This window comes from Leucobacter alluvii (assembly GCF_039530485.1).
Taxonomy (GTDB): domain Bacteria; phylum Actinomycetota; class Actinomycetes; order Actinomycetales; family Microbacteriaceae; genus Leucobacter; species Leucobacter alluvii.
On the sequence record NZ_BAAAOP010000005.1, the window covers coordinates 93,968 to 112,152 of the forward strand.

Consider the following 18,185-nt stretch of genomic DNA (forward strand, 5'->3'; position numbering starts at 1 on the left):
CATGACGCACCCGGACGGAACCTCTCCGTATGACGCGAACGGGCAGACGGCAGGCCGTCGTCCGCAGCGCCAGACCTGGATCTGGGGAATGACCGGTGCTCTCGCGGTGGTCGTGCTCGGGGCCGCTGGAGCAGTGGTCGCCGTCGACGCCCAATCGAACAACAGCGCAGCAGTGCGCGCCGTCGCAGCGGAGTACGTGGAGGCCGTCGCCGCTGGCGACGCGAACGGCGCGGAGCGGCTTTCCAGCGACACCGAATCGCCGCGTCCGAACGCAGCCCTGGATCCGGCTGCGTTCGCGTCAGCTGAGCACATCAGCGACAGTGAGCTCGGGCGCATCCGCGTCGACTTCGAGGCCGGCCGCGCCTCCGGGCAAGTCTCATACGAACTCGGCGGCTCCTCGTACTCCGATCAGCTCGAGCTGCGCCGCACCGCTGACGACGAGTGGCGCGTCACATCCGGCCTGAAGTACGAAGTCGCGATCGACGCGTCGGGCGGAGGTGCGCTCGGACTCCGGGGCGCGGACGATCCGCTCCCGTCCGACGCCCCGTCGATCACTGTGTACGCGGGCGAGTACGCGCTCATCTCGCACAACCCGTTCTTCGAAACCACGGATGACGCGCGCGTCGCCGTGACATCGAACGCTGACTCGCTCTTCGCGTCCGAATGGATCGTTCCCGGTGCCGACTACGCGGCGGAGGTGCGACGGCAGGTCGGTATCGCCTACGAGGAGTGCGCCGAGCAGACGGATGTGTGGGAATTGCAGTCCTGCGGCATCGCCGCCGCGGAGCCGAGCGCCAAATTCTCTTCGAGCCCCGCGGTAGACGTATCCGTCGAGATGACGGAAGCTCCGACGGTCAGCGCCCGTGATGAGCTGTCCACGTGGATGGAGATCGAAGATCGAGGCTCGTTCCGGGCCACCTACACCGGACGAGACGCCAGTGGTGATGAGATCACCGAGAAGATCGATCTCCAGGCATCCTCGGCCGACGTCGAGGTGACCCCCACAGCAGATGGGCTCGACGTGGCGATCTACCCGTACTAGAACCCCGCTACGGCCACTCAAGTAGGCTGCTGGCATGACCGGCAACGCACCCGCCTCCGCGGCGCCCAGCAACTGGAACGCTCCGAACATCATCACGGGCGCGCGCATCATTGCCACCCCCTTCTTCCTCTGGATGCTGCTGGCCGACGGCGGCGCAGACGGGCCATGGCGCTGGGCGTCGGCGGTGTTCTTCGTGCTCGCGATCGCGACCGATGCCTGGGATGGCCACATCGCACGATCGCGAGGCCTCATCACGGACCTCGGAAAACTGCTCGACCCGATCGCGGACAAGTTCCTCACCGGTGCCGCACTGGTCGGTCTCTCGATCCTCGCGGAGCTGCCGTGGTGGGTCACGATCCTGATTCTGGTCAGGGAGATCGGGATCACCGTGCACCGTCTGCTCGTGGCGCACGATGTGGTGCTCGCGGCCGCATGGGCCGGCAAACTGAAGACCGTCGCGCAGTCCGTCGCCATCACGCTCGCCCTGCTCCCGCTCGCCGCCGTCGTCGGACCGGCAGCGCCCGTCGTCGTCTGGGTGAACATCATCACGATGGCGGTCGCCTTCGTGCTCACGATGTACAGCGGCATCGATTACGTGGTCGGGTACCTCCGCGCGCGGAGGTCGGCGCGGTGAAGTCCGGTGCTGACCGCGACCTCGTCGCCCGCATCATCGAGCGCGCAGCGTCGCGCGGACTCCGGCTCGCCGTGGCGGAGTCCTTGACCGGCGGGCTCCTCGCAGATGCCGTGGTCTCGGTGCCAGGAGCCTCCCGCGTGTTCAGCGGCGGCGTGGTGGCCTATGACACCGCGCTCAAGCATGCACTGCTCGGCGTGGACGCCGAGCTGCTGCGCGAACGGGGCCCGGTCGATGACGAGGTGGTGCGCCAGATGGCGGAGGGCGTGCGGCGGGCCTGTGCGACGCCGAGGGGGAGTGGACCCGTTGTCCCGGCTGATGTCGGCGTCGCGACCACGGGGGTCGCTGGGCCGGACCCCGACGCGCAGACCGGTCAGCCGGCCGGAACGGTCTGGATCGCCGTGAGCTCTGGCGAACGCACGCAGTCGCGGCTGCTCTCCCTCGACGGCGACCGCTCGAGCATTCGTGCGGATGCCGTCGCCGCGGCGATCCAGCTGCTGTGGGAGTGCCTCGAAAGCGAGCGTGCGTCGGAGCCTCGCTGACCTCGGTACGCTGGAGGCCGATCGATCATCGCAGATCGCGGCGATCTTGCTCCGCAAAGGGGAATAGAGAGTGCAGAAGAACAGACGTTGGACCCGCGTGCGCGCGGGTCTCGCGGCAGGGTTCGCAGCGACGTTGCTGCTGGGAACTGCTGCGGCGGCGGCCGTGGTGCCCGCCCAGGCCGAGGGAGAGTCATTCGTCATCGCGACGGACACGACGTTCGCCCCGTTCGAGTTCCGTGATCCTTCCACGGGCGACCTCGTCGGCATCGACATGGACCTGATGAATACCATCGCGGAGGAGGAGGGCTTCAGCGTCGACATTCGGTCGCTCGGCTTCCAGGCCGCGCTCTCCGCGGTGCAGTCGGGTCAGGCCGACGGGGTCATCGCCGGCATGTCGATCACCGACGAGCGCAAGGAGATCTTCGACTTCTCAGAACCGTACTTCGAGTCCGGCGTGCAGATGGCGGTCGCCGCGAACGACGATTCGATCACCGGATACGAGGACCTCGCGGGCGAGACGGTCGTCGCGAAGTCGGGTTCGGAGGGACTCGCGGAGGCCGAGAAGCTCGCAGAGGAGTACGGGTTCACGGTCAAGGCGCTCGACCAGTCCGCGACCATGTACGAGTCGGTGAAGAACCAATCCGCGGTGGCGGTCTTCGACGACTACCCCGTGCTCGCCTACGGCATCGATCAGGGCAACGGATTGAAGGTCGTCACGGAGAAGATTCCGGGCGGCGAATACGGCTTCGCGGTGGCGAAGGGGCAGAACTCCGAGCTCCTCGCCGCCTTCAACGATGGGCTGGCAAAGCTCAAGGCCGACGGCACCTACGACGAGATTCTCAACACCTATCTCGGAGACTCGGAAGCGAAGAGCGCCAACGGCAACATCTTCGAGCTGGTCGGCCAGAGCTGGCCTGCTCTCTCGAAGGGGTTGTGGAACACCGTATCGATCACCGTGGTCTCGTTCGTGATCGCCCTGGTGCTCGGGTTCGTATTCGGGTTCATGAAGATCTCCTCGTCCCGCATCGTGCGCGGAATCGCGACGGTGTACGTCTCCATCTTCCGGGGCACTCCGATCCTGGTGTGGGCATTCCTCTTCTACTTCGGTCTGCCGCAGCTCACCGGCGCTCCCGGCAACGTCTTCCTCGCGGGCGTCGCGACACTCGCGCTGAACGCCGGGGCGTATCTCACCGAGATCGTCCGCGGCGGTCTCCAGTCGGTCGATCCGGGGCAGATGGAAGCCGCTCGATCATTGGGTCTCGGGTGGGGCCGGTCGATGCAGCGCGTCGTGATGCCGCAGGCGGTCAAGATCTCGATGCCGTCCATCATCAACCAGCTCGTGATCACGCTGAAGGACTCCTCGTTGCTGCTGACCATTGGCTTCGCCGAGCTCCTCTACCAGGCGCAGCAGATCTACGCGGCCAACTTCCGTACGACCGAGATGCTCATCATCGTCGGTGTGATGTACTTCATCGTCATCACGCTGCTGACCTGGCTCGCGAACATCGTTGATAAGAAGGTGAACAAGTGACCGAGAACACGGCATCGCAGACGGCCACTCCCGCGATCGAGGTCGCGGGCCTGCGCAAGTCTTTCGGCAGCAACGAGGTGCTCAACGGCATCGACCTGGTGGTCGCGGAGGGCGAGGTCGTCTCCGTGATCGGCCCGTCGGGATCGGGCAAGTCGACGCTCCTGCGCTGCCTCAACCGCCTGGAAGAGCCGAGCGGGGGATCCGTCATCGTCAGCGGCATGGAGCTGACGTCTGCGCAGGCCGATATCAATGTCGTCCGGCAGAACATCGGCATGGTGTTCCAGCACTTCAATCTGTTCCCCAACATGACGGTGCTCGAGAACATCATGCTCGCGCCGGTGGACCTCAAGAAGAAGTCGAAGAGCGAGGCTCGGGCGGCCGCCCTCGCGCTGCTGGAGCGCGTGGGTCTGTCCGAGAAAGCGGACGCGCGGCCCGCGTCGCTGTCGGGCGGGCAGAAGCAGCGCGTTGCGATCGCTCGTGCGCTCGCCATGGAGCCCAAGATCATGCTGTTCGACGAGGCGACGTCGGCGCTTGACCCTGAGATGGTGGGGGAGGTGCTCCAGGTGATCCGCGATCTGGCCGCGTCGGGGATGACCATGGTGCTCGTCACCCACGAAATGGGTTTCGCTCGCGAGGTGTGCGATCGCGTGGTCTTCATGGACGAGGGCACCGTCATCGAAGAGGGTGCTCCGCATCAGGTCTTCGGAAGCCCCAGTCATGCCCGTACGCAGGAGTTCCTGTCGAAGGTCTTGTGACGGCGTTCCGGCGCACATCCTGAAACTTCGCTGAACTTGAGTCAGCCCGGCTCAAGTTCAGTGAGATTTCAGGAATACAGCGGCTATGCTCTCAGTTGTTCCCAGTACGACGATCGGAAAACGGTCGGCGTTCCCGCAGCGACACCCTGTCGACGAGCGGGTATGGTGGAAAGCACGACTCGGGTTGTGCACGTGGAGGAGGGTTCACATGGTGCTCATGCGTCAAGAGATCGGCGATGTACTGCGTGACTTCCGGTTGCAGAAGGGTCGCACGCTGCGGCAGGTCGCCGGGGAGGCGAGCGTTGCGCTCGGGTACCTGAGCGAGGTCGAGCGCGGCCAGAAGGAAGCATCGAGTGAGATCCTCGCAGCAGTCGCTGACGCACTGGACACTCCGCTCTCGGTCATCATGGGCGAGGTGAGCGAGCGTCTGTCGGTCGTCGAAGGCCTGTCGCTTCCGATGGCTCATCGGGTTCCGGACACGGTCCCGGCGGAACTGGTGTCGGGGTTCACGCCCGAGCTGGTCTCGTAAGCGTCTCCCGACTTGCGCCGTTTGATCGGCATGACAGCGCCCGACCGGTTCCGGTTCGGGCGCTTCGCCGTTCTGTCGGCGATGATACGAAATGAGTATGAGCGATGCGGTTGAGTGAGTTTCGGCGCGCATGCGTCTCGGAGTTCGGTGAGGATTACGCGCCCGTGCTCCTGCGCGATCACTGGCTCGCGCCTCTGGCCGGTACGGCGAATGACGCCATCGAGCGCGGTGTGGCGCCGCGCCAGGTCTGGGAGGCGCTCTGCGTCGATCTCGGGGTGCCGGTCGCTCGGCGTCACGGCCGCGGTCTTCCCGACCCGCGCGACTGACGGGAGCAGATCCTCTCGGCCGCGCCGCGCCCGAGGGGATCTGCGCGAACACGCCGCAGCGATATTCGAAACTGTGTTCGAATGGTGTTATCTTCGTCTACAGGTGGTGCAGCGCTCGATCCATCCACAGTTCAGTACCTCCGGCCATGAATGTCGGAGGCTGATTCTAGGGTGAACAGTGCACGACCACCGATGCCTTGTCTGCCCCGACCGGGGTCGAGACAGTATGCAGGCAGCACACCCAGCGGCACGCCGCGCACGTGATGAGGAGCAAGACCATGGCAGCACCGAAAGACCGCGAAAAGGCACTCGAAGCCGCACTCGCGCAGATCGACCGGAACTTCGGCAAGGGCGCGATCATGCGCATGGGCAGCCAGGAGCGCGCTCCCGTCGAAGTGATTCCGACCGGCTCCGTCGCGTTGGACGTCGCGCTGGGCATCGGTGGCCTTCCCCGTGGTCGCATCATCGAGATCTACGGCCCGGAATCCTCGGGGAAGACGACGCTCACGCTGCACGCGATCGCGAATGCGCAGCGCGCCGGCGGTATCGCCGCCTTCGTCGACGCCGAGCACGCGCTCGATCCCGATTATGCGCAGAAGCTGGGTGTCGACATCGACGCGTTGCTCGTCGCCCAGCCCGACACGGGTGAGCAGGCTCTGGAGATCGCCGACATGCTGATTCGTTCCGGCTCCGTCGATCTCGTCGTCATCGATTCCGTTGCGGCGCTGGTGCCGAAGGCGGAGATCGAAGGAGAGATGGGCGACAGCCACGTCGGACTCCAGGCGCGCCTCATGTCTCAGGCGTTGCGCAAGATCACGGGGAGCCTGAACTCCACCAAGACGACCGCCATCTTCATCAACCAGCTGCGTGAGAAGATCGGGGTCTTCTTCGGGAGCCCGGAGACGACCTCCGGTGGAAAGGCGTTGAAGTTCTACGCGTCAGTGCGACTCGACATCCGTCGCATTCAGACGTTGAAGGACGGCACCGACGCGGTCGGAAACCGGACCCGTGTGAAGGTCGTCAAGAACAAGATGGCGCCGCCCTTCAAGCAGGCGGAGTTCGACATCCTCTACGGCATCGGCATCTCGCGCGAGGGGTCGCTCATCGATTACGGCGTGGAGCAGGGACTGATCAAGAAGAGCGGCGCCTGGTTCACCTACGACGGCGACCAGCTCGGCCAGGGCATGGAGAATGCCCGCCGATTCCTGATCAATCATCCGGATGTGGCGCTCGAGATCGAAGAGAAGATTCTGACGAAGCTCGGCGTCAACGGTCGGAAGGAAGCGGAGCCCGAAGGGGCCGCCGAGACTGCACCGGCGAAATCTGGTGCGGCAGCGAAGGCTGCGGCGCCTGTGACCAAGACAGCGACTGCGGTCGAGCCCGAGAAGCGCGCGAGCGCCTGATATGGCCGTCCGGTTCCTCCCTCCGCCCGAAGAAGGTTCTGCGTCGCGGTCGGAGGACCGGGGCGACCTGGCCGAGGTCATCCAGCTCCGCTCTCAATTGGGTCGCCGCGGTCCGGGCGCCGATTCAGGGAGTGACGAACGCACTGAAGCGAACGATCGCGATGGCGTGAACCCTGTCGAAGGCGAACCGCGTGAAGCGACGCGCGAGGAGTTGGCGAGGCTCATCGACTCCGGCATCGCCTCAGTGATCGATAGCCGTGTGCGTCCGGTCGTGCATGCGAACTTCGCCGACCACGCTTCCGGCTCCCGCGCTGGGAGCGACGTCGTCGAGCAGGCCGAGACCGGAGCACCGGATGCTGCAGCGGAGGACGCTGCTGCGACCGAAGACGACGCGGCGGCGGCTGAGCGCTCGGTGCACGAAGACGGTGTGCGTCTGCTCGCGCGTCGAGCCCGCTCGAGCGGTGAACTCCGAGAGGAGCTCGCGCGGCTCGACCACGGAGCCGACGACATCGAAGGCGTCATCGAGGAGTTCACCGCCGGGCTGTACCTCGACGACCTCGGTCTCGCGCGTGCACTGACGGAGAAGCTCCGCGAGTCGAAACGGGCGAGTCGGTCGCAGATCCGAGTGAAGCTGAGGTCGCGCAAGCTCCCCGACGACGTGATCGAAGCCGCCCTCGGCGAACTCGACTCCGATGAAGAGTTCGAGCTGCTGCGGCAGACCGCACGGGAGCGCGCGGCGAAGCTCGGCGGGCTCGAACGCCATGTGGCGGAACGCCGGCTGCTCGGCTTCCTCGCCCGCCGCGGTTGGTCGGGCGAGCCCGCCACTCGTGCAGTGAAAGACGCCCTCGACGGGGCGGCCAAGGGTCCCCGAGGGCCCCGCGGCGGTTCCGGCGTGCGATTCCAGTAGTGGAAGCGTTGCAGCGCGAGGGCCGCCGCGGCGCGTGACGCGCAGACGCGGTGGCGCCGCGCACCATCGCGCGTTGCTCACGGCGCTCATCGATAGACTGAATTCATGAGTCTCACTGCTGTCGAACCCACTGAGATCGCGCTCTCACCCGCTGCGATGCGGCACGACGGGACGCCGCGCAGCTACTCCATCCGCACACTCGGATGCCAGATGAACGTGCACGATTCGGAACGGCTCTCCGGCTCATTGGAAGCCGCCGGCTACATCGCAGCGGAGGCGCCGGAGTCTGCTGACGTCATCGTCATCAACACGTGCGCCGTGCGCGAGAACGCCGCGAACAAGCTCTACGGCAACCTCGGATACCTCGCCGGTGTGAAACGAGAGCGAGACGGAATGCAGATCGCCGTCGGCGGCTGCCTCGCGCAGAAGGACCAGGGCGCCATCGTCGAGAAGGCGCCCTGGGTCGACGTCGTGTTCGGCACGCACAACATGGGGTCGCTCCCGGCCCTCCTCGAACGGGCCAGACACAACGCTGAAGCTCAGATCGAGATCCTCGAATCGCTCGAAGTCTTCCCGTCGACCCTGCCCACGAAACGCGATTCCGCTTCCAGCGGCTGGGTCTCCATTTCGGTCGGCTGCAACAACACCTGCACCTTCTGCATCGTGCCGTCCCTCCGCGGCAAGGAGAAGGACCGTCGCCCGGGCGACATCCTCGCCGAAGTGCAGGCGCTCGTCGACGACGGCGCGATCGAAGTCACGCTCCTCGGGCAGAACGTCAACACATACGGCGTCGAGTTCGGCGACCGGCAGGCGTTCGGCAAACTGCTGCGCGCCATGGGAGGAGTGGAGGGGCTCGAGCGCGTGCGCTTCACGAGCCCGCACCCGGCGGCGTTCACCGGAGACGTCATCGCTGCAATGGCAGAGACGCCGAACGTCATGCCCGTGCTGCACATGCCGCTGCAGTCCGGTTCCGACGCCGTGCTGAAGGCGATGCGCCGTTCGTACCGGTCGAAGAAGTTCCTCGGCATCCTCGACGCCGTGCGCGAGCGCATTCCGAACGCCGCGATCACGACCGACATCATCGTCGGGTTCCCGGGTGAGACCGACGCAGACTTCGAAGACACGCTTCGCGTCGTCGAGGAATCGAGATTCGCGAGCGCATTCACATTCCAGTACTCCATCCGGCCCGGCACGCCGGCGGCCGAGATGGATGGTCAGCTGCCGAAGGCAGTCGTGCAAGAGCGCTACGAGCGCCTCCAAGCGCTGCAGGAGCGCATCTCACTGGAAGAGAACCACGCGCAGATCGGGCGTACGGTCGAGGTGCTCGTCTCAGCGGGCGAGGGGAAGAAGGATGCCGCCACGCGGCGGTTCTCCGGACGCAGCGAGGACAATCGGCTGGTGCACTTCGCCGTGCCAGAAGGCGGTGCCGAGCCTCGGCCCGGCGACGTCGTCACGGTCGCCGTCACCGCCGCCGCCCCGCACTTCCTCATCGCCGACTCGGCGCTCGCCCTCGACCGTGCGCCCCTCTTCGCAGTGCGACGCACGAGAGCCGGTGACGCATGGGACCGAAGGCAGGCTGAGAGCTGCGGCGTGCCGGCAACCCCAGCAGCAGCGGACACCGCCCCGCGCGTCGTGAGTCTCGGACTCCCGGCGATCCGGCCCCGATGACCGCTGACCGCGGAACCCCGGCCCAGCGCGAGCGCGCGACCGCCCGCGCACGCACGTCAACGCTCGAGCAGCGCCCCCCGAGGCTCTGGGCCGTCGTCGGAGCGACGGGCACCGGCAAATCAGAGCTGTCGCTCGATCTCGCGCAGCGGTTGGCCGAAAGCGGACGCGCGGCTGAGATCGTGAACGCCGACGCCATGCAGGTGTACCGGGGCATGGACATCGGCACGGCCAAAGTGCCGGAGCGCGAGCGCCGAGGAGTACCGCACCACCTCTTCGACGTGCTCGCCCCGAGGGAGGAGGCCACCGTCGCGTGGTACCAGGCCGAGGCGCGAGCCGCGATCCGGCGGATTCACGTGCGAGACGCCGACGCGATCCTGGTCGGGGGATCCGGTCTCTACGTATCGAGCGTGCTGTTCGACTTCCAATTCCCCCCGCGCGACGACGCGCTCCGCGCAGAGCTCGAAGCAGCAGCGGAACGCGACGGCGTCGACGCGCTGCTCGAACGGTTGCGCGCCCTGGACGCCCAGACCGCCGCGGCCGTCGACGCACGCAATCCCCGGCGGGTCGTGCGTGCACTCGAGGTGGCGCTTCTGGGGGGCGACGCGCAGGTGACGCTGCCGACGGAGCCCCGGCTCTGGCAGGGCGATGAGACCGGCGGAACCCGCATCCTCGGCGTGCAGGTCGACCGCACCACTCTGGTGCAGCGACTCGATCGACGTGTCGAGCAGATGTGGAGCGCCGGTCTCCTCGACGAGGTGCGCGCCCTGATACCGGAGGGGATCGGCGACGGCCCGACAGCGTCCCGCGCGATCGGCTACGCGCAGGCGCTCGGGCATCTCGACGGTCGCCTCACGCAGGTCGAGGCGATCGAGGAGACGCGGGTGCTGACCCGTCGATACGCTCGGCGACAGGTGAGCTGGTTCAAACGGTACGCCGAGGTCGAATGGCTGAATCCCGGGGAGATGCCCGCGTAAACTGGGCGTATGACGACGCTCGCGTTCTCCAAGGGCCATGGCACGGGCAACGACTTCGTGCTGTTCTCCGACCCCGACGGTGAGCGCACCCTGACTCCCGAGCAGATCCGCTTCCTCTGCGACCGCCGGTTCGGCGTCGGCGCCGACGGGGTGATCCGTGCGGTGCGTTCGCGATCCATCCCAGAGGGGGCCGCGTGCCTCGCGGAGGAGCCCGACGCCGAGTGGTTCATGGACTACTGGAACGCCGACGGAACCCCCGCCGAGATGTGCGGCAACGGCGCGCGCGTATACGCGCACTACCTGATCACCCAGGGGCTCGTCTCGCCCGAGCGGCGCGACACGCTGCCGATCGGCACGCGCGCCGGGGTGAAGGATGTGCTCGCGGGCGTCGCCGGCTACACGGTCGACCTGGGGCGCTGGCGACTCGCCGGCGAGCGCCTCGTCGCAGCGCAGGGTCTCGACGTCGCGCGCCCGGGGCTCGGGATCGACCTCGGCAATCCGCACGTCGTGGCGGCTCTGGCGGATCCGGCGGAGCTCGACGGGCTCGACCTGCATCGGGAGCCCGCCCTCGAACCGGTCGCCGAGGGCGGGGCGAACGTCGAGTTCGTCGTTCCGGAGGACCCGCTCATCAAAGACGGAGTCGCTCGCATCCGCATGCGCGTGCACGAGCGCGGTTCGGGGGAGACGCTGTCGTGCGGCACGGGCACGGCTGCTGCCGCGCTCGCCTTCCGCCACTGGGGCGGCGGGGGGATGCCGAACCACTGGAGAGTCGATGTTCCCGGCGGGCGCCTCGCGGTGCGCATGTTCCCGACGGAGGAGGGTGAGCACGTTTCGCTCAACGGACCCGCTGAGCTCGTGTACTCGGGCGAGATCGAACTCCCCGACGCCTGATCCGGCGCAGGAGCGACTACGCGCGCCGCGCGCGGATGATGTGGAACCCCTTGTCGCGCGCAGGGCGATCGACGTCGAGGTCGGTGAACTCCGACGCGATCCAGCGTTGCAGGGAGTCGGCGCCGAGGTGCTTCGCCACGACCAGGTGCGCGACGCCCCCGTCGGCCAACCGCGGGAGCCATTGGCGCAGGATCCCGTGCAGCGACTCTTTCCCGACGCGGATCGGGGGGTTCGAGCGGATCTCCCCGAAACGCACGTCCTCGGGCACCTCATCGGGGGAGGCAACCCGAAGATGGCGGAGGCCGAGGCGATCCGCATTCATGCGCGTCAGCTCGCGCGAGCGCTCGTTCACATCGATGGCCCAGACCTCGCGCTCCGGCTGGTCGAGAGCGGCGTCGAGCGCGATCGCGCCCCAGCCGCACCCCAGGTCGAGGAGCGGACCGGAAGAAACGGCGCCGAGCGCGTCGCGTTCGGGGAGCTCTCGCAGCAGGATCGCAGTGCCGCGGTCCAGCTGCTCCGGGCTGAAGACCCCTCCGGCCGTCACGACCGTGCGAGGTGCGCCCCCGAGCGCGACCTCGATCTCGCGGGGTCGCAGTTCGCCGTCGGGGGATTCGGAGAAGTAGTGCTGGGTCACGCCTCCCAGTATCCCAGGCCGACGCCGACGGCGATTCCGAGCGCGCACTGCGCCCAGGGCGAACGGCCGACGCGCCCGGGCGCACCCCACGTACACTGGAAGCCAGATGATGAAACGTAACGCAGATGATGCAGTGCTCGCAGACGAGAACGCCGTCGTGAGCGACGCCCCGGCGACCGGAGCCGCTGCGCACGCTGATCCCCTCGACCGCGTGCTCGCGCGCGCGGCCGGAGCCGGATCGGCCACCGTGATCCGCGACCTCACCAGCGGAGCGCAGGCGCTCGGCGACGCCGACCACGATCGTCTCGAGGGAGGCTTCGACGCGATCCGGATGGAGCGCGAGGACCGCGCGTCCCTCAAGCGCGTCGTCGGGCTCTCCACGGAGCTCGAGGACGTGACCGAGGTCGAATACCGTCAGCTGCGGCTCGAGAACGTCGTGCTGATCGGCGTGTACTCCCAGCGGACTGCGGAAGACGCGGAGAACTCGCTCCGCGAACTCTCGGCGCTCGCCGAGACGGCGGGCGCCCGCGTGCTCGACGGGCTGCTCCAGCGCCGCGCGCACCCCGACCCTGCGACATACCTCGGCAAGGGCAAAGCGCAAGAGCTCGCCGAGCTGGTGGCGGCCGTGGGGGCCGATACCGTGATCGCCGACACCGAACTGGCCCCGAGTCAGCGCCGCGCGCTCGAGGACGTCGTGAAGGTGAAGGTGATCGACCGCACGGCCGTCATCCTCGACATCTTCAGCCAGCACGCGAAGAGCCGCGAGGGCAAGGCCCAGGTCGAGCTCGCCCAGCTCCAGTACCTGCTGCCGCGATTGCGCGGGTGGGGCGAGTCGATGTCGCGCCAGGCGGGCGGCCAGGTGGGATCCGCAGGGGCTGGGATGGGATCGCGAGGCCCCGGCGAGACCAAGATGGAGCTCGATCGACGCAAGATCCACACCCGCATGTCGAAGCTGCGCAAGCAGATCGCCGGCTTCGCTCCGGCGCGAGAGGCGAAGCGCGCGAATCGCAAGCGCGGCGAGGTGCCGTCGGTCGCGATCGCCGGGTACACGAACGCGGGCAAATCGAGTCTGCTGAACCGGTTGACCGGCACGCAGGAACTCGTGCAGAACCAGCTGTTCGCGACGCTCGACACCGCCATCAGGCATGGCGAGACGGATGACGGCCGCCGCTTCACGTACGCCGACACGGTCGGCTTCGTGCGCAACTTGCCGCACCAGCTCGTCGAGGCGTTCCGCTCCACGTTCGAGGAGGTCGGCGAGGCCTCGGTGATCCTGCACGTCGTCGACGGTTCGCACCCCGACCCTGAGGCGCAGCTGCGCACCGTGCGAGACGTGATCTCCGAGGTCGACGCGCAAGACATCACCGAACTCGTCGCCTTCAACAAGGCCGACTTGCTCGACGAATCGCAGCGGCTCGTGCTGCACGGCCTCGTTCCCGATGCGGTATTCGTGTCTGCGCGCACCGGCGAGGGCATCGAAGAGCTCAAGCGGCGCATCGATGCTGCGCTGCCGGTGCCGGAACGCGAGATCACCGTCGTGGTTCCCTACGATCGCGGGGAGCTCGTGGCCGAATTGCACGAGCGCAATCGGGTGCTCGAGACGGAGTACGTCGAGACGGGCACGCGAGTGCGCGCGTACGTGACCGCGGAAATGGCGTCGAAGCTGGAGCAATACGTTCCATAAGCCCACCTTGGGTTCGGGTAACAGGGAGCAACATCGCTCGTCGTTCGGGCGTCAGCTGGATACCTTGGGGGAGTTCCACGGGGAGCAGCAGCAGCTGTGATCCTTGAGTTCCCACGAAAAGGACGGCTATGACCGCAACGACGCACCTGCCCACCGCGACGATCCTCGGATACCCCCGGCTCGGACGCCGCCGCGAGCTGAAGCGGGCGATCGAGTCCTTCTGGAAGGGGCACACCGACGAAGCGGCGCTCCAGGAGACGGCAGGCGAACTGCGCGCCGCGACGCGCGCACGCCTCGTCGAGCTGGGGCTCCCGGCCGAGGGCGGCGCAGTACCGGAGAGCTTCAGCTTCTACGATCAGGTGCTCGACGCGACCCTCGCCCTCGGCGCGATTCCTCAGCGATTCGCCGATATCGCGGGCAGCGACCTCATCACGTACTTCGCGCTCACGCGGGGTGACCGAGACCATCAGCCGCTCGAGATGACGAAGTGGTTCGACACGAACTACCACTACAGCGTTCCCGAGATCGATGAGTCCACCCCGCTCGCGGCGAACCCGGCGCAGCTCGTCGCGCAGCTGGCGGAGGCTGCGGAGCAGGGCATCGAGTCGCGCCCGGTGATCGTCGGCCCCGTCACCTATCTGCTGCTCGCGAAGGCTTCGGACGGCGCCGGCGAAGGCTTCCGCCCGATCGATCGTCTCGACGAGGTCGTCGGGGTCTATGCCGAACTGCTCGCGGCGCTGAACGAGGCGGGCGCCGGCTGGGTGCAGCTCGATGAACCCGCGCTCGTGTCGGATTCTCTTCCGGTGCCCCGATCCGAGACGATCGCGCTCGTGGAGCGGGCGTACTCGATCCTGGGCGGCGCCGCCGCACGACCGAGCATCCTGCTCACGGCGCCCTACGGCGACGCGGCGGACGCGCTCGCGCGACTCGGGTCGCTCCCGGTCGAGGCCGTGCACGCAGACCTCGTGCGCGGCAGCCTGCCAGAAGCCGACCTCGCATCGGGTGCGCTCACGTCCGCGTTCGCCGAGACGCAGCTCGTCGCGGGTGTCGTCGATGGGCGCAACATCTGGAAGACGGATCTACGCGCAGCATTCGGCGCACTGGAGCGACTCCAGCGAGCCGGCATCGACGTCGTCGCCGGCACGTCGAACAGCCTGCAGCACGTGCCGCACGACGTGCGCGATGAGACCCGGCTCGACGTCGAACTCGCCTCCTGGCTCGCCTTCGCAGACCAGAAGATCGAGCAGGTCGTCATTCTCGCTCGGGGGCTCGCCGACGGGGGCGCGGCGATCGAAGCGGAGCTCGCAGCGGTTGACGCGATCCTCGCTGCGCGAGCGCAGGCCTCAGGTGTACGGGTCGATGGGGTACGGGGCCGCGTCGATGCCGTCACCGTCGCGGATCGCGAGCGCGATCACGAGGGTGAGCGCCGCGCTGCGCAGCAGGGGCTCGGCATTCCCGAGCTCGCGACCACCACCATCGGGTCGTTCCCGCAGACGGTCGAGATCCGCAAGGCTCGAGCCGCGTTCGGCAGGGGGGAGATCGGCCAGGAGGAGTACGACGGCTTCCTGCGCGATGAGATCGCACGCGTGATCCGCTTGCAGGAGGAGATCGGTCTCGACGTTCTCGTGCACGGCGAGGCCGAGCGCAATGACATGGTGCAGTACTTCGCGGAGCTGCTCGACGGGTTCGCAGTCACGGAGCACGGCTGGGTGCAGTCGTACGGCACCCGCGCCACGCGCCCGTCCATCCTGTGGGGCGATGTATCCCGGCCGGCGCCGATGACGGTCTCCTGGTCGGCGTACGCGCAGTCGCTCACCGACCGACCGGTCAAGGGCATGCTCACGGGTCCCGTCACGATCCTCGCATGGTCCTTCGTGCGCGATGATCAGCCCCTCGCGGACACGGCGTCGCAGGTGGCGCTCGCGCTGCGCGACGAGATCGACGATCTGGTCGATGCCGGGATCCGCATCGTGCAGGTCGATGAGCCGGCACTGCGCGAGCTGCTGCCGCTCGATGCGGACCGTCAGGCGGCGTATCTCGACTGGTCGGTGGGAGCGTTCCGTCTCGCGACGAGTGGAGCCGCGGCCGATGTGCAGATCCACACTCACCTCTGCTATTCGGAGTTCGGGGAGATCATCGACGCGGTCGATGGGCTCGACGCCGACGTCACGAGCATCGAGGCGGCTCGCAGCCGGATGGACGTCGTGGAGCCGCTGGGGGAGCACGGGTACTCTCGCGGGATCGGGCCCGGCGTCTACGACATCCACTCGCCGCGGGTGCCGAGCGTCGCTGAGCAGCAGGAGCTGATCCGTATCGCGGCCGCGCGCATTCCCGGCGAGCAGCTCTGGGTGAACCCGGACTGCGGGCTGAAGACGCGCGGTTACGAAGAGACCGTGGCGAGCCTGACGAACCTGGTTCACGCGGCTCGCGCGGTGCGCGCGGGCGCGTGAGCGCGTCGGGCGGGATCGAGGCGGAGGCAGCGCGGCACGTCGCTCCCACCTCTGGCTGGATCGCCGACGAGCTTCCGACGGAAGCGGTGGGAAGCCTGCCGCGACCGGCGAGCCTGCAGCGGGCGGTGCTCGACGCCGAAACCGGGCTGATCGATTCCGAGGAACTGCTGCGCGAACAGGACCGCGCGGTGCGCGATACCCTCGACCGCTTCGCGGAGACCGGTTCGCCCCTCGTGGGCGACGGCGAGCAGCGCCGTCAGAGTTTCGCCAGTTACCCGCTCGGCACGTCGTTCGACGACGGCGACGTCAGGGCAGGCCCGGTGTTCGCGGTGTTCGCCGACGGGCATCATCGCGTGATCCCCAGTCTCGCGCGCGGCCCGTTCCGGTTCCGATCCTGGGCAGCGGACGACGTCGCCGCGGCGCGGCCCCTGACGCACCTGCCGCTGAAGCAAGCGGTGATCTCACCGTCGATGCTGTCGTTGATGGTGCCGCCCGACGGTCTCGGCGAGTACTCGCGGGAACAGTTCCTCGAAGACGTGGTCAGCGGCTGCGTCGAAGACATCCGTCGGAGCTTCGCCGCGGGCGCGTCGCGCATCACCATCGACTTCACGGAGGGGAGACTCGCCCTGCGACGGGATCTTCGTGCCCCGTGGGCGGGACCGGAAGCGCTCGGAGGCTTCATCGATCTCATCAACCGAGTGCTCGCCGACCTCACTCCCGAACAACGCGGGGCCGTGGGCGTGCACACCTGCCCGGGCAACGATCACGATTCCGCCCATAGTGCCGACGTCGACTACGCCGCTCTCATTCCCGAACTGTTCCAGATCGAAGCGGGGTACTTCCTCATCCAGGCTGCGAGCGAGAAAGATCCTGATCGTGTGGCGCGCCTGGTCGGCCGTCAGCTGCGGCAGCGCTCGCGCGCGGCGGGGACGGCGCCGCGGGTTCTCATCGGCGTCACCGATCCGATGAATCCGAAACTCGAGACGGCAGCCGAGGTGCGCGACCAGCTGGTGCGGGCGTCCCGCTTCATTCCCGCCGAGTTGCTCGGCTCGACCGATGACTGCGGGTTCTCGCCGTATCTCATCGATGAGAAGCCCAAGCACGGCACACCTGACTTCGCCCGTGAGGTCGCGTTCGCCAAGATCGCGGCGCGAGTGCGCGGCACCGAGCTCGCGCAGCAGGAGTTCTCCGGCGCCGAACCTGCTCCGGCGTCGTATGCCGGATTCGGTCGCACCGGCGTTGCGGCCGCGCGTCCCGCGCACCGTTCCGCAGACGCCGCACCCGGCGTGGAGCGGCAGGAGGGGCGCCGGTGAACTCGTTCCTGCTTCCGAGTCGTGGCGCAGCTCGCGCGCGATTCTCGTTCGAAGTGTTTCCCGCGCGTTCAGGAGCGGCTGCGCTCGCGCTCGGTCACGCCGTGCAGCACCTCTCCGCCGCGGATCCCGATTTCATCTCGGTGACGTACGGGGCGAACGGGTCGAACCGTGATGCGTCGCTCGACCTCGTGACCTACCTGCGCGATCACACGAGTGCGCTGCCGCTCGCCCACCTCACGACGGTGGGGGAGCAGCGCGAGGCGGTGAGCGCTGCGATACACGCGATCATGGATGCGGGAGTGCACGACTTCCTGGCGCTGCGCGGGGATCCACCGCGCGGGTTGACGGAGAGCGACGCGGAGGTCTCGGAGTCGTTGAGCTCGCTCGAACTCGTGCGGTTGATCTCAGAGGCCCGAGCGGAGCGACCGGCGCTGACCAGCGTCGGTCGTACCGCGGTCGCGGCCTACCCGAACGGCCACCCGCTCTCCCGCTCACGGGCAGAGGATATCGATTGGCTCGTCGCGAAGCAGGAGAGCGGTGCTGATCTCGCGATCACGCAGCTCTTCTTCCGCGCAGACGATTACCTGTCGTTCGTCGAGGACGCACGCGCGGCCGGACTTCGCATTCCCGTGCTTCCCGGCCTCATGCCCGTCGCGACGAGTGCGCAGCTGCGCAAGGTCGCATCGCTCGCCGGGCAGCCGGCCCCGATCGAACTCGCGCGTGAACTGGACGCAGAGGGCGGCTACGCACCCGAACTCGGCGTCGAGCACACCGTCGCCTTGGCGCGAGAGCTGCTCGCGGGAGGGGCCCCGTCCGTGCATCTCTACACGTTCAATCGGCACGAGCAGGTGCTCGCCGTGCTCCGAGAGCTGGGTCTGCTGACTCCGAACCCGGTCGACTAGGCC

The 18,185-nt window shown here is 67.7% G+C and carries 17 protein-coding genes; 16 read left to right on the plus strand and 1 reads right to left on the minus strand.

Annotation, left to right across the window (positions count from 1 at the left end; genetic code table 11):
• Position 1: 1 nt before the first annotated feature.
• The 12 genes from ABFX18_RS04970 to dapF all read left to right on the plus strand — a co-directional run bounded on the left by ABFX18_RS04970 (position 2) and on the right by dapF (position 11,199).
• Positions 2-1,042 (plus strand): hypothetical protein, encoded by a 1,041-nt coding sequence (locus ABFX18_RS04970; protein ID WP_346057607.1) that lies wholly within the window; start codon positions 2-4, stop codon positions 1,040-1,042.
• Positions 1,043-1,076: 34 nt separating this feature from the next.
• Positions 1,077-1,676, plus strand: coding sequence for a CDP-diacylglycerol--glycerol-3-phosphate 3-phosphatidyltransferase (pgsA, locus tag ABFX18_RS04975; RefSeq protein ID WP_346057608.1), 600 nt, complete (start codon positions 1,077-1,079; stop codon positions 1,674-1,676).
• Positions 1,673-2,215 (plus strand): CinA family protein, encoded by a 543-nt coding sequence (locus ABFX18_RS04980; RefSeq protein WP_346057609.1) that lies wholly within the window; start codon positions 1,673-1,675, stop codon positions 2,213-2,215. Before pgsA ends, ABFX18_RS04980 begins: the two co-directional genes overlap by 4 nt.
• Positions 2,216-2,285: 70 nt before the next feature.
• Complete coding sequence (locus ABFX18_RS04985; protein ID WP_336661486.1) at positions 2,286-3,746, plus strand: amino acid ABC transporter substrate-binding protein/permease; 1,461 nt, start codon at positions 2,286-2,288, stop codon at positions 3,744-3,746.
• The gene (locus ABFX18_RS04990; RefSeq protein ID WP_346057610.1) at positions 3,743-4,501 is read left to right on the plus strand and encodes an amino acid ABC transporter ATP-binding protein; all 759 of its coding nucleotides are present in this window, start codon (positions 3,743-3,745) and stop codon (positions 4,499-4,501) included. Before ABFX18_RS04985 ends, ABFX18_RS04990 begins: the two co-directional genes overlap by 4 nt.
• Positions 4,502-4,709: 208 nt before the next feature.
• Positions 4,710-5,030 (plus strand): helix-turn-helix domain-containing protein, encoded by a 321-nt coding sequence (locus tag ABFX18_RS04995; protein WP_010156636.1) that lies wholly within the window; start codon positions 4,710-4,712, stop codon positions 5,028-5,030.
• 104 nt (positions 5,031-5,134) lie between these two features.
• Complete coding sequence (locus ABFX18_RS05000; protein WP_090147858.1) at positions 5,135-5,356, plus strand: DUF3046 domain-containing protein; 222 nt, start codon at positions 5,135-5,137, stop codon at positions 5,354-5,356.
• Positions 5,357-5,634: 278 nt separating this feature from the next.
• A complete protein-coding gene (gene recA / locus ABFX18_RS05005) occupies positions 5,635-6,759 on the plus strand; it encodes a recombinase RecA (protein ID WP_346057611.1) in 1,125 nt (374 codons plus the stop codon).
• A 166-nt stretch (positions 6,760-6,925) separates the two neighbouring features.
• Positions 6,926-7,666, plus strand: a complete 741-nt coding sequence (locus ABFX18_RS05010) for a regulatory protein RecX (protein ID WP_346057612.1) — start codon at positions 6,926-6,928, stop codon at positions 7,664-7,666.
• Between the two features lie 105 nt (positions 7,667-7,771).
• Positions 7,772-9,334, plus strand: coding sequence for a tRNA (N6-isopentenyl adenosine(37)-C2)-methylthiotransferase MiaB (gene miaB / locus ABFX18_RS05015; RefSeq protein WP_346057613.1), 1,563 nt, complete (start codon positions 7,772-7,774; stop codon positions 9,332-9,334).
• Entirely contained in the window at positions 9,331-10,308 is a 978-nt protein-coding gene (gene miaA / locus ABFX18_RS05020) for a tRNA (adenosine(37)-N6)-dimethylallyltransferase MiaA (RefSeq protein WP_346057614.1), read from the plus strand. The genes miaB and miaA overlap by 4 nt, the downstream gene beginning before the upstream one ends.
• Positions 10,309-10,317: 9 nt before the next feature.
• Positions 10,318-11,199, plus strand: a complete 882-nt coding sequence (dapF, locus tag ABFX18_RS05025; protein WP_346057615.1) for a diaminopimelate epimerase — start codon at positions 10,318-10,320, stop codon at positions 11,197-11,199.
• Positions 11,200-11,215: 16 nt separating this feature from the next.
• On the opposite strand, the gene ABFX18_RS05030 is transcribed toward dapF, so the two are convergent.
• Positions 11,216-11,833 (minus strand): methyltransferase, encoded by a 618-nt coding sequence (locus tag ABFX18_RS05030; RefSeq protein ID WP_200329467.1) that lies wholly within the window; start codon positions 11,831-11,833, stop codon positions 11,216-11,218.
• A gap of 106 nt (positions 11,834-11,939) precedes the next feature.
• Between ABFX18_RS05030 and hflX the strand changes: the two genes are divergently transcribed.
• The 4 genes from hflX to ABFX18_RS05050 all read left to right on the plus strand — a co-directional run bounded on the left by hflX (position 11,940) and on the right by ABFX18_RS05050 (position 18,182).
• Complete coding sequence (gene hflX / locus ABFX18_RS05035) at positions 11,940-13,517, plus strand: GTPase HflX (protein WP_176698305.1); 1,578 nt, start codon at positions 11,940-11,942, stop codon at positions 13,515-13,517.
• 128 nt (positions 13,518-13,645) lie between these two features.
• Positions 13,646-15,967 (plus strand): 5-methyltetrahydropteroyltriglutamate--homocysteine S-methyltransferase, encoded by a 2,322-nt coding sequence (gene metE, locus ABFX18_RS05040; RefSeq protein WP_346057616.1) that lies wholly within the window; start codon positions 13,646-13,648, stop codon positions 15,965-15,967.
• Complete coding sequence (locus ABFX18_RS05045) at positions 15,964-17,280, plus strand: uroporphyrinogen decarboxylase/cobalamine-independent methonine synthase family protein (RefSeq protein WP_346057617.1); 1,317 nt, start codon at positions 15,964-15,966, stop codon at positions 17,278-17,280. The genes metE and ABFX18_RS05045 overlap by 4 nt, the downstream gene beginning before the upstream one ends.
• Positions 17,277-18,182: a methylenetetrahydrofolate reductase gene (locus tag ABFX18_RS05050; RefSeq protein ID WP_200329465.1), complete on the plus strand. Its 906-nt coding sequence runs from the start codon at positions 17,277-17,279 to the stop codon at positions 18,180-18,182. The genes ABFX18_RS05045 and ABFX18_RS05050 overlap by 4 nt, the downstream gene beginning before the upstream one ends.
• Positions 18,183-18,185: the final 3 nt, after the last annotated feature.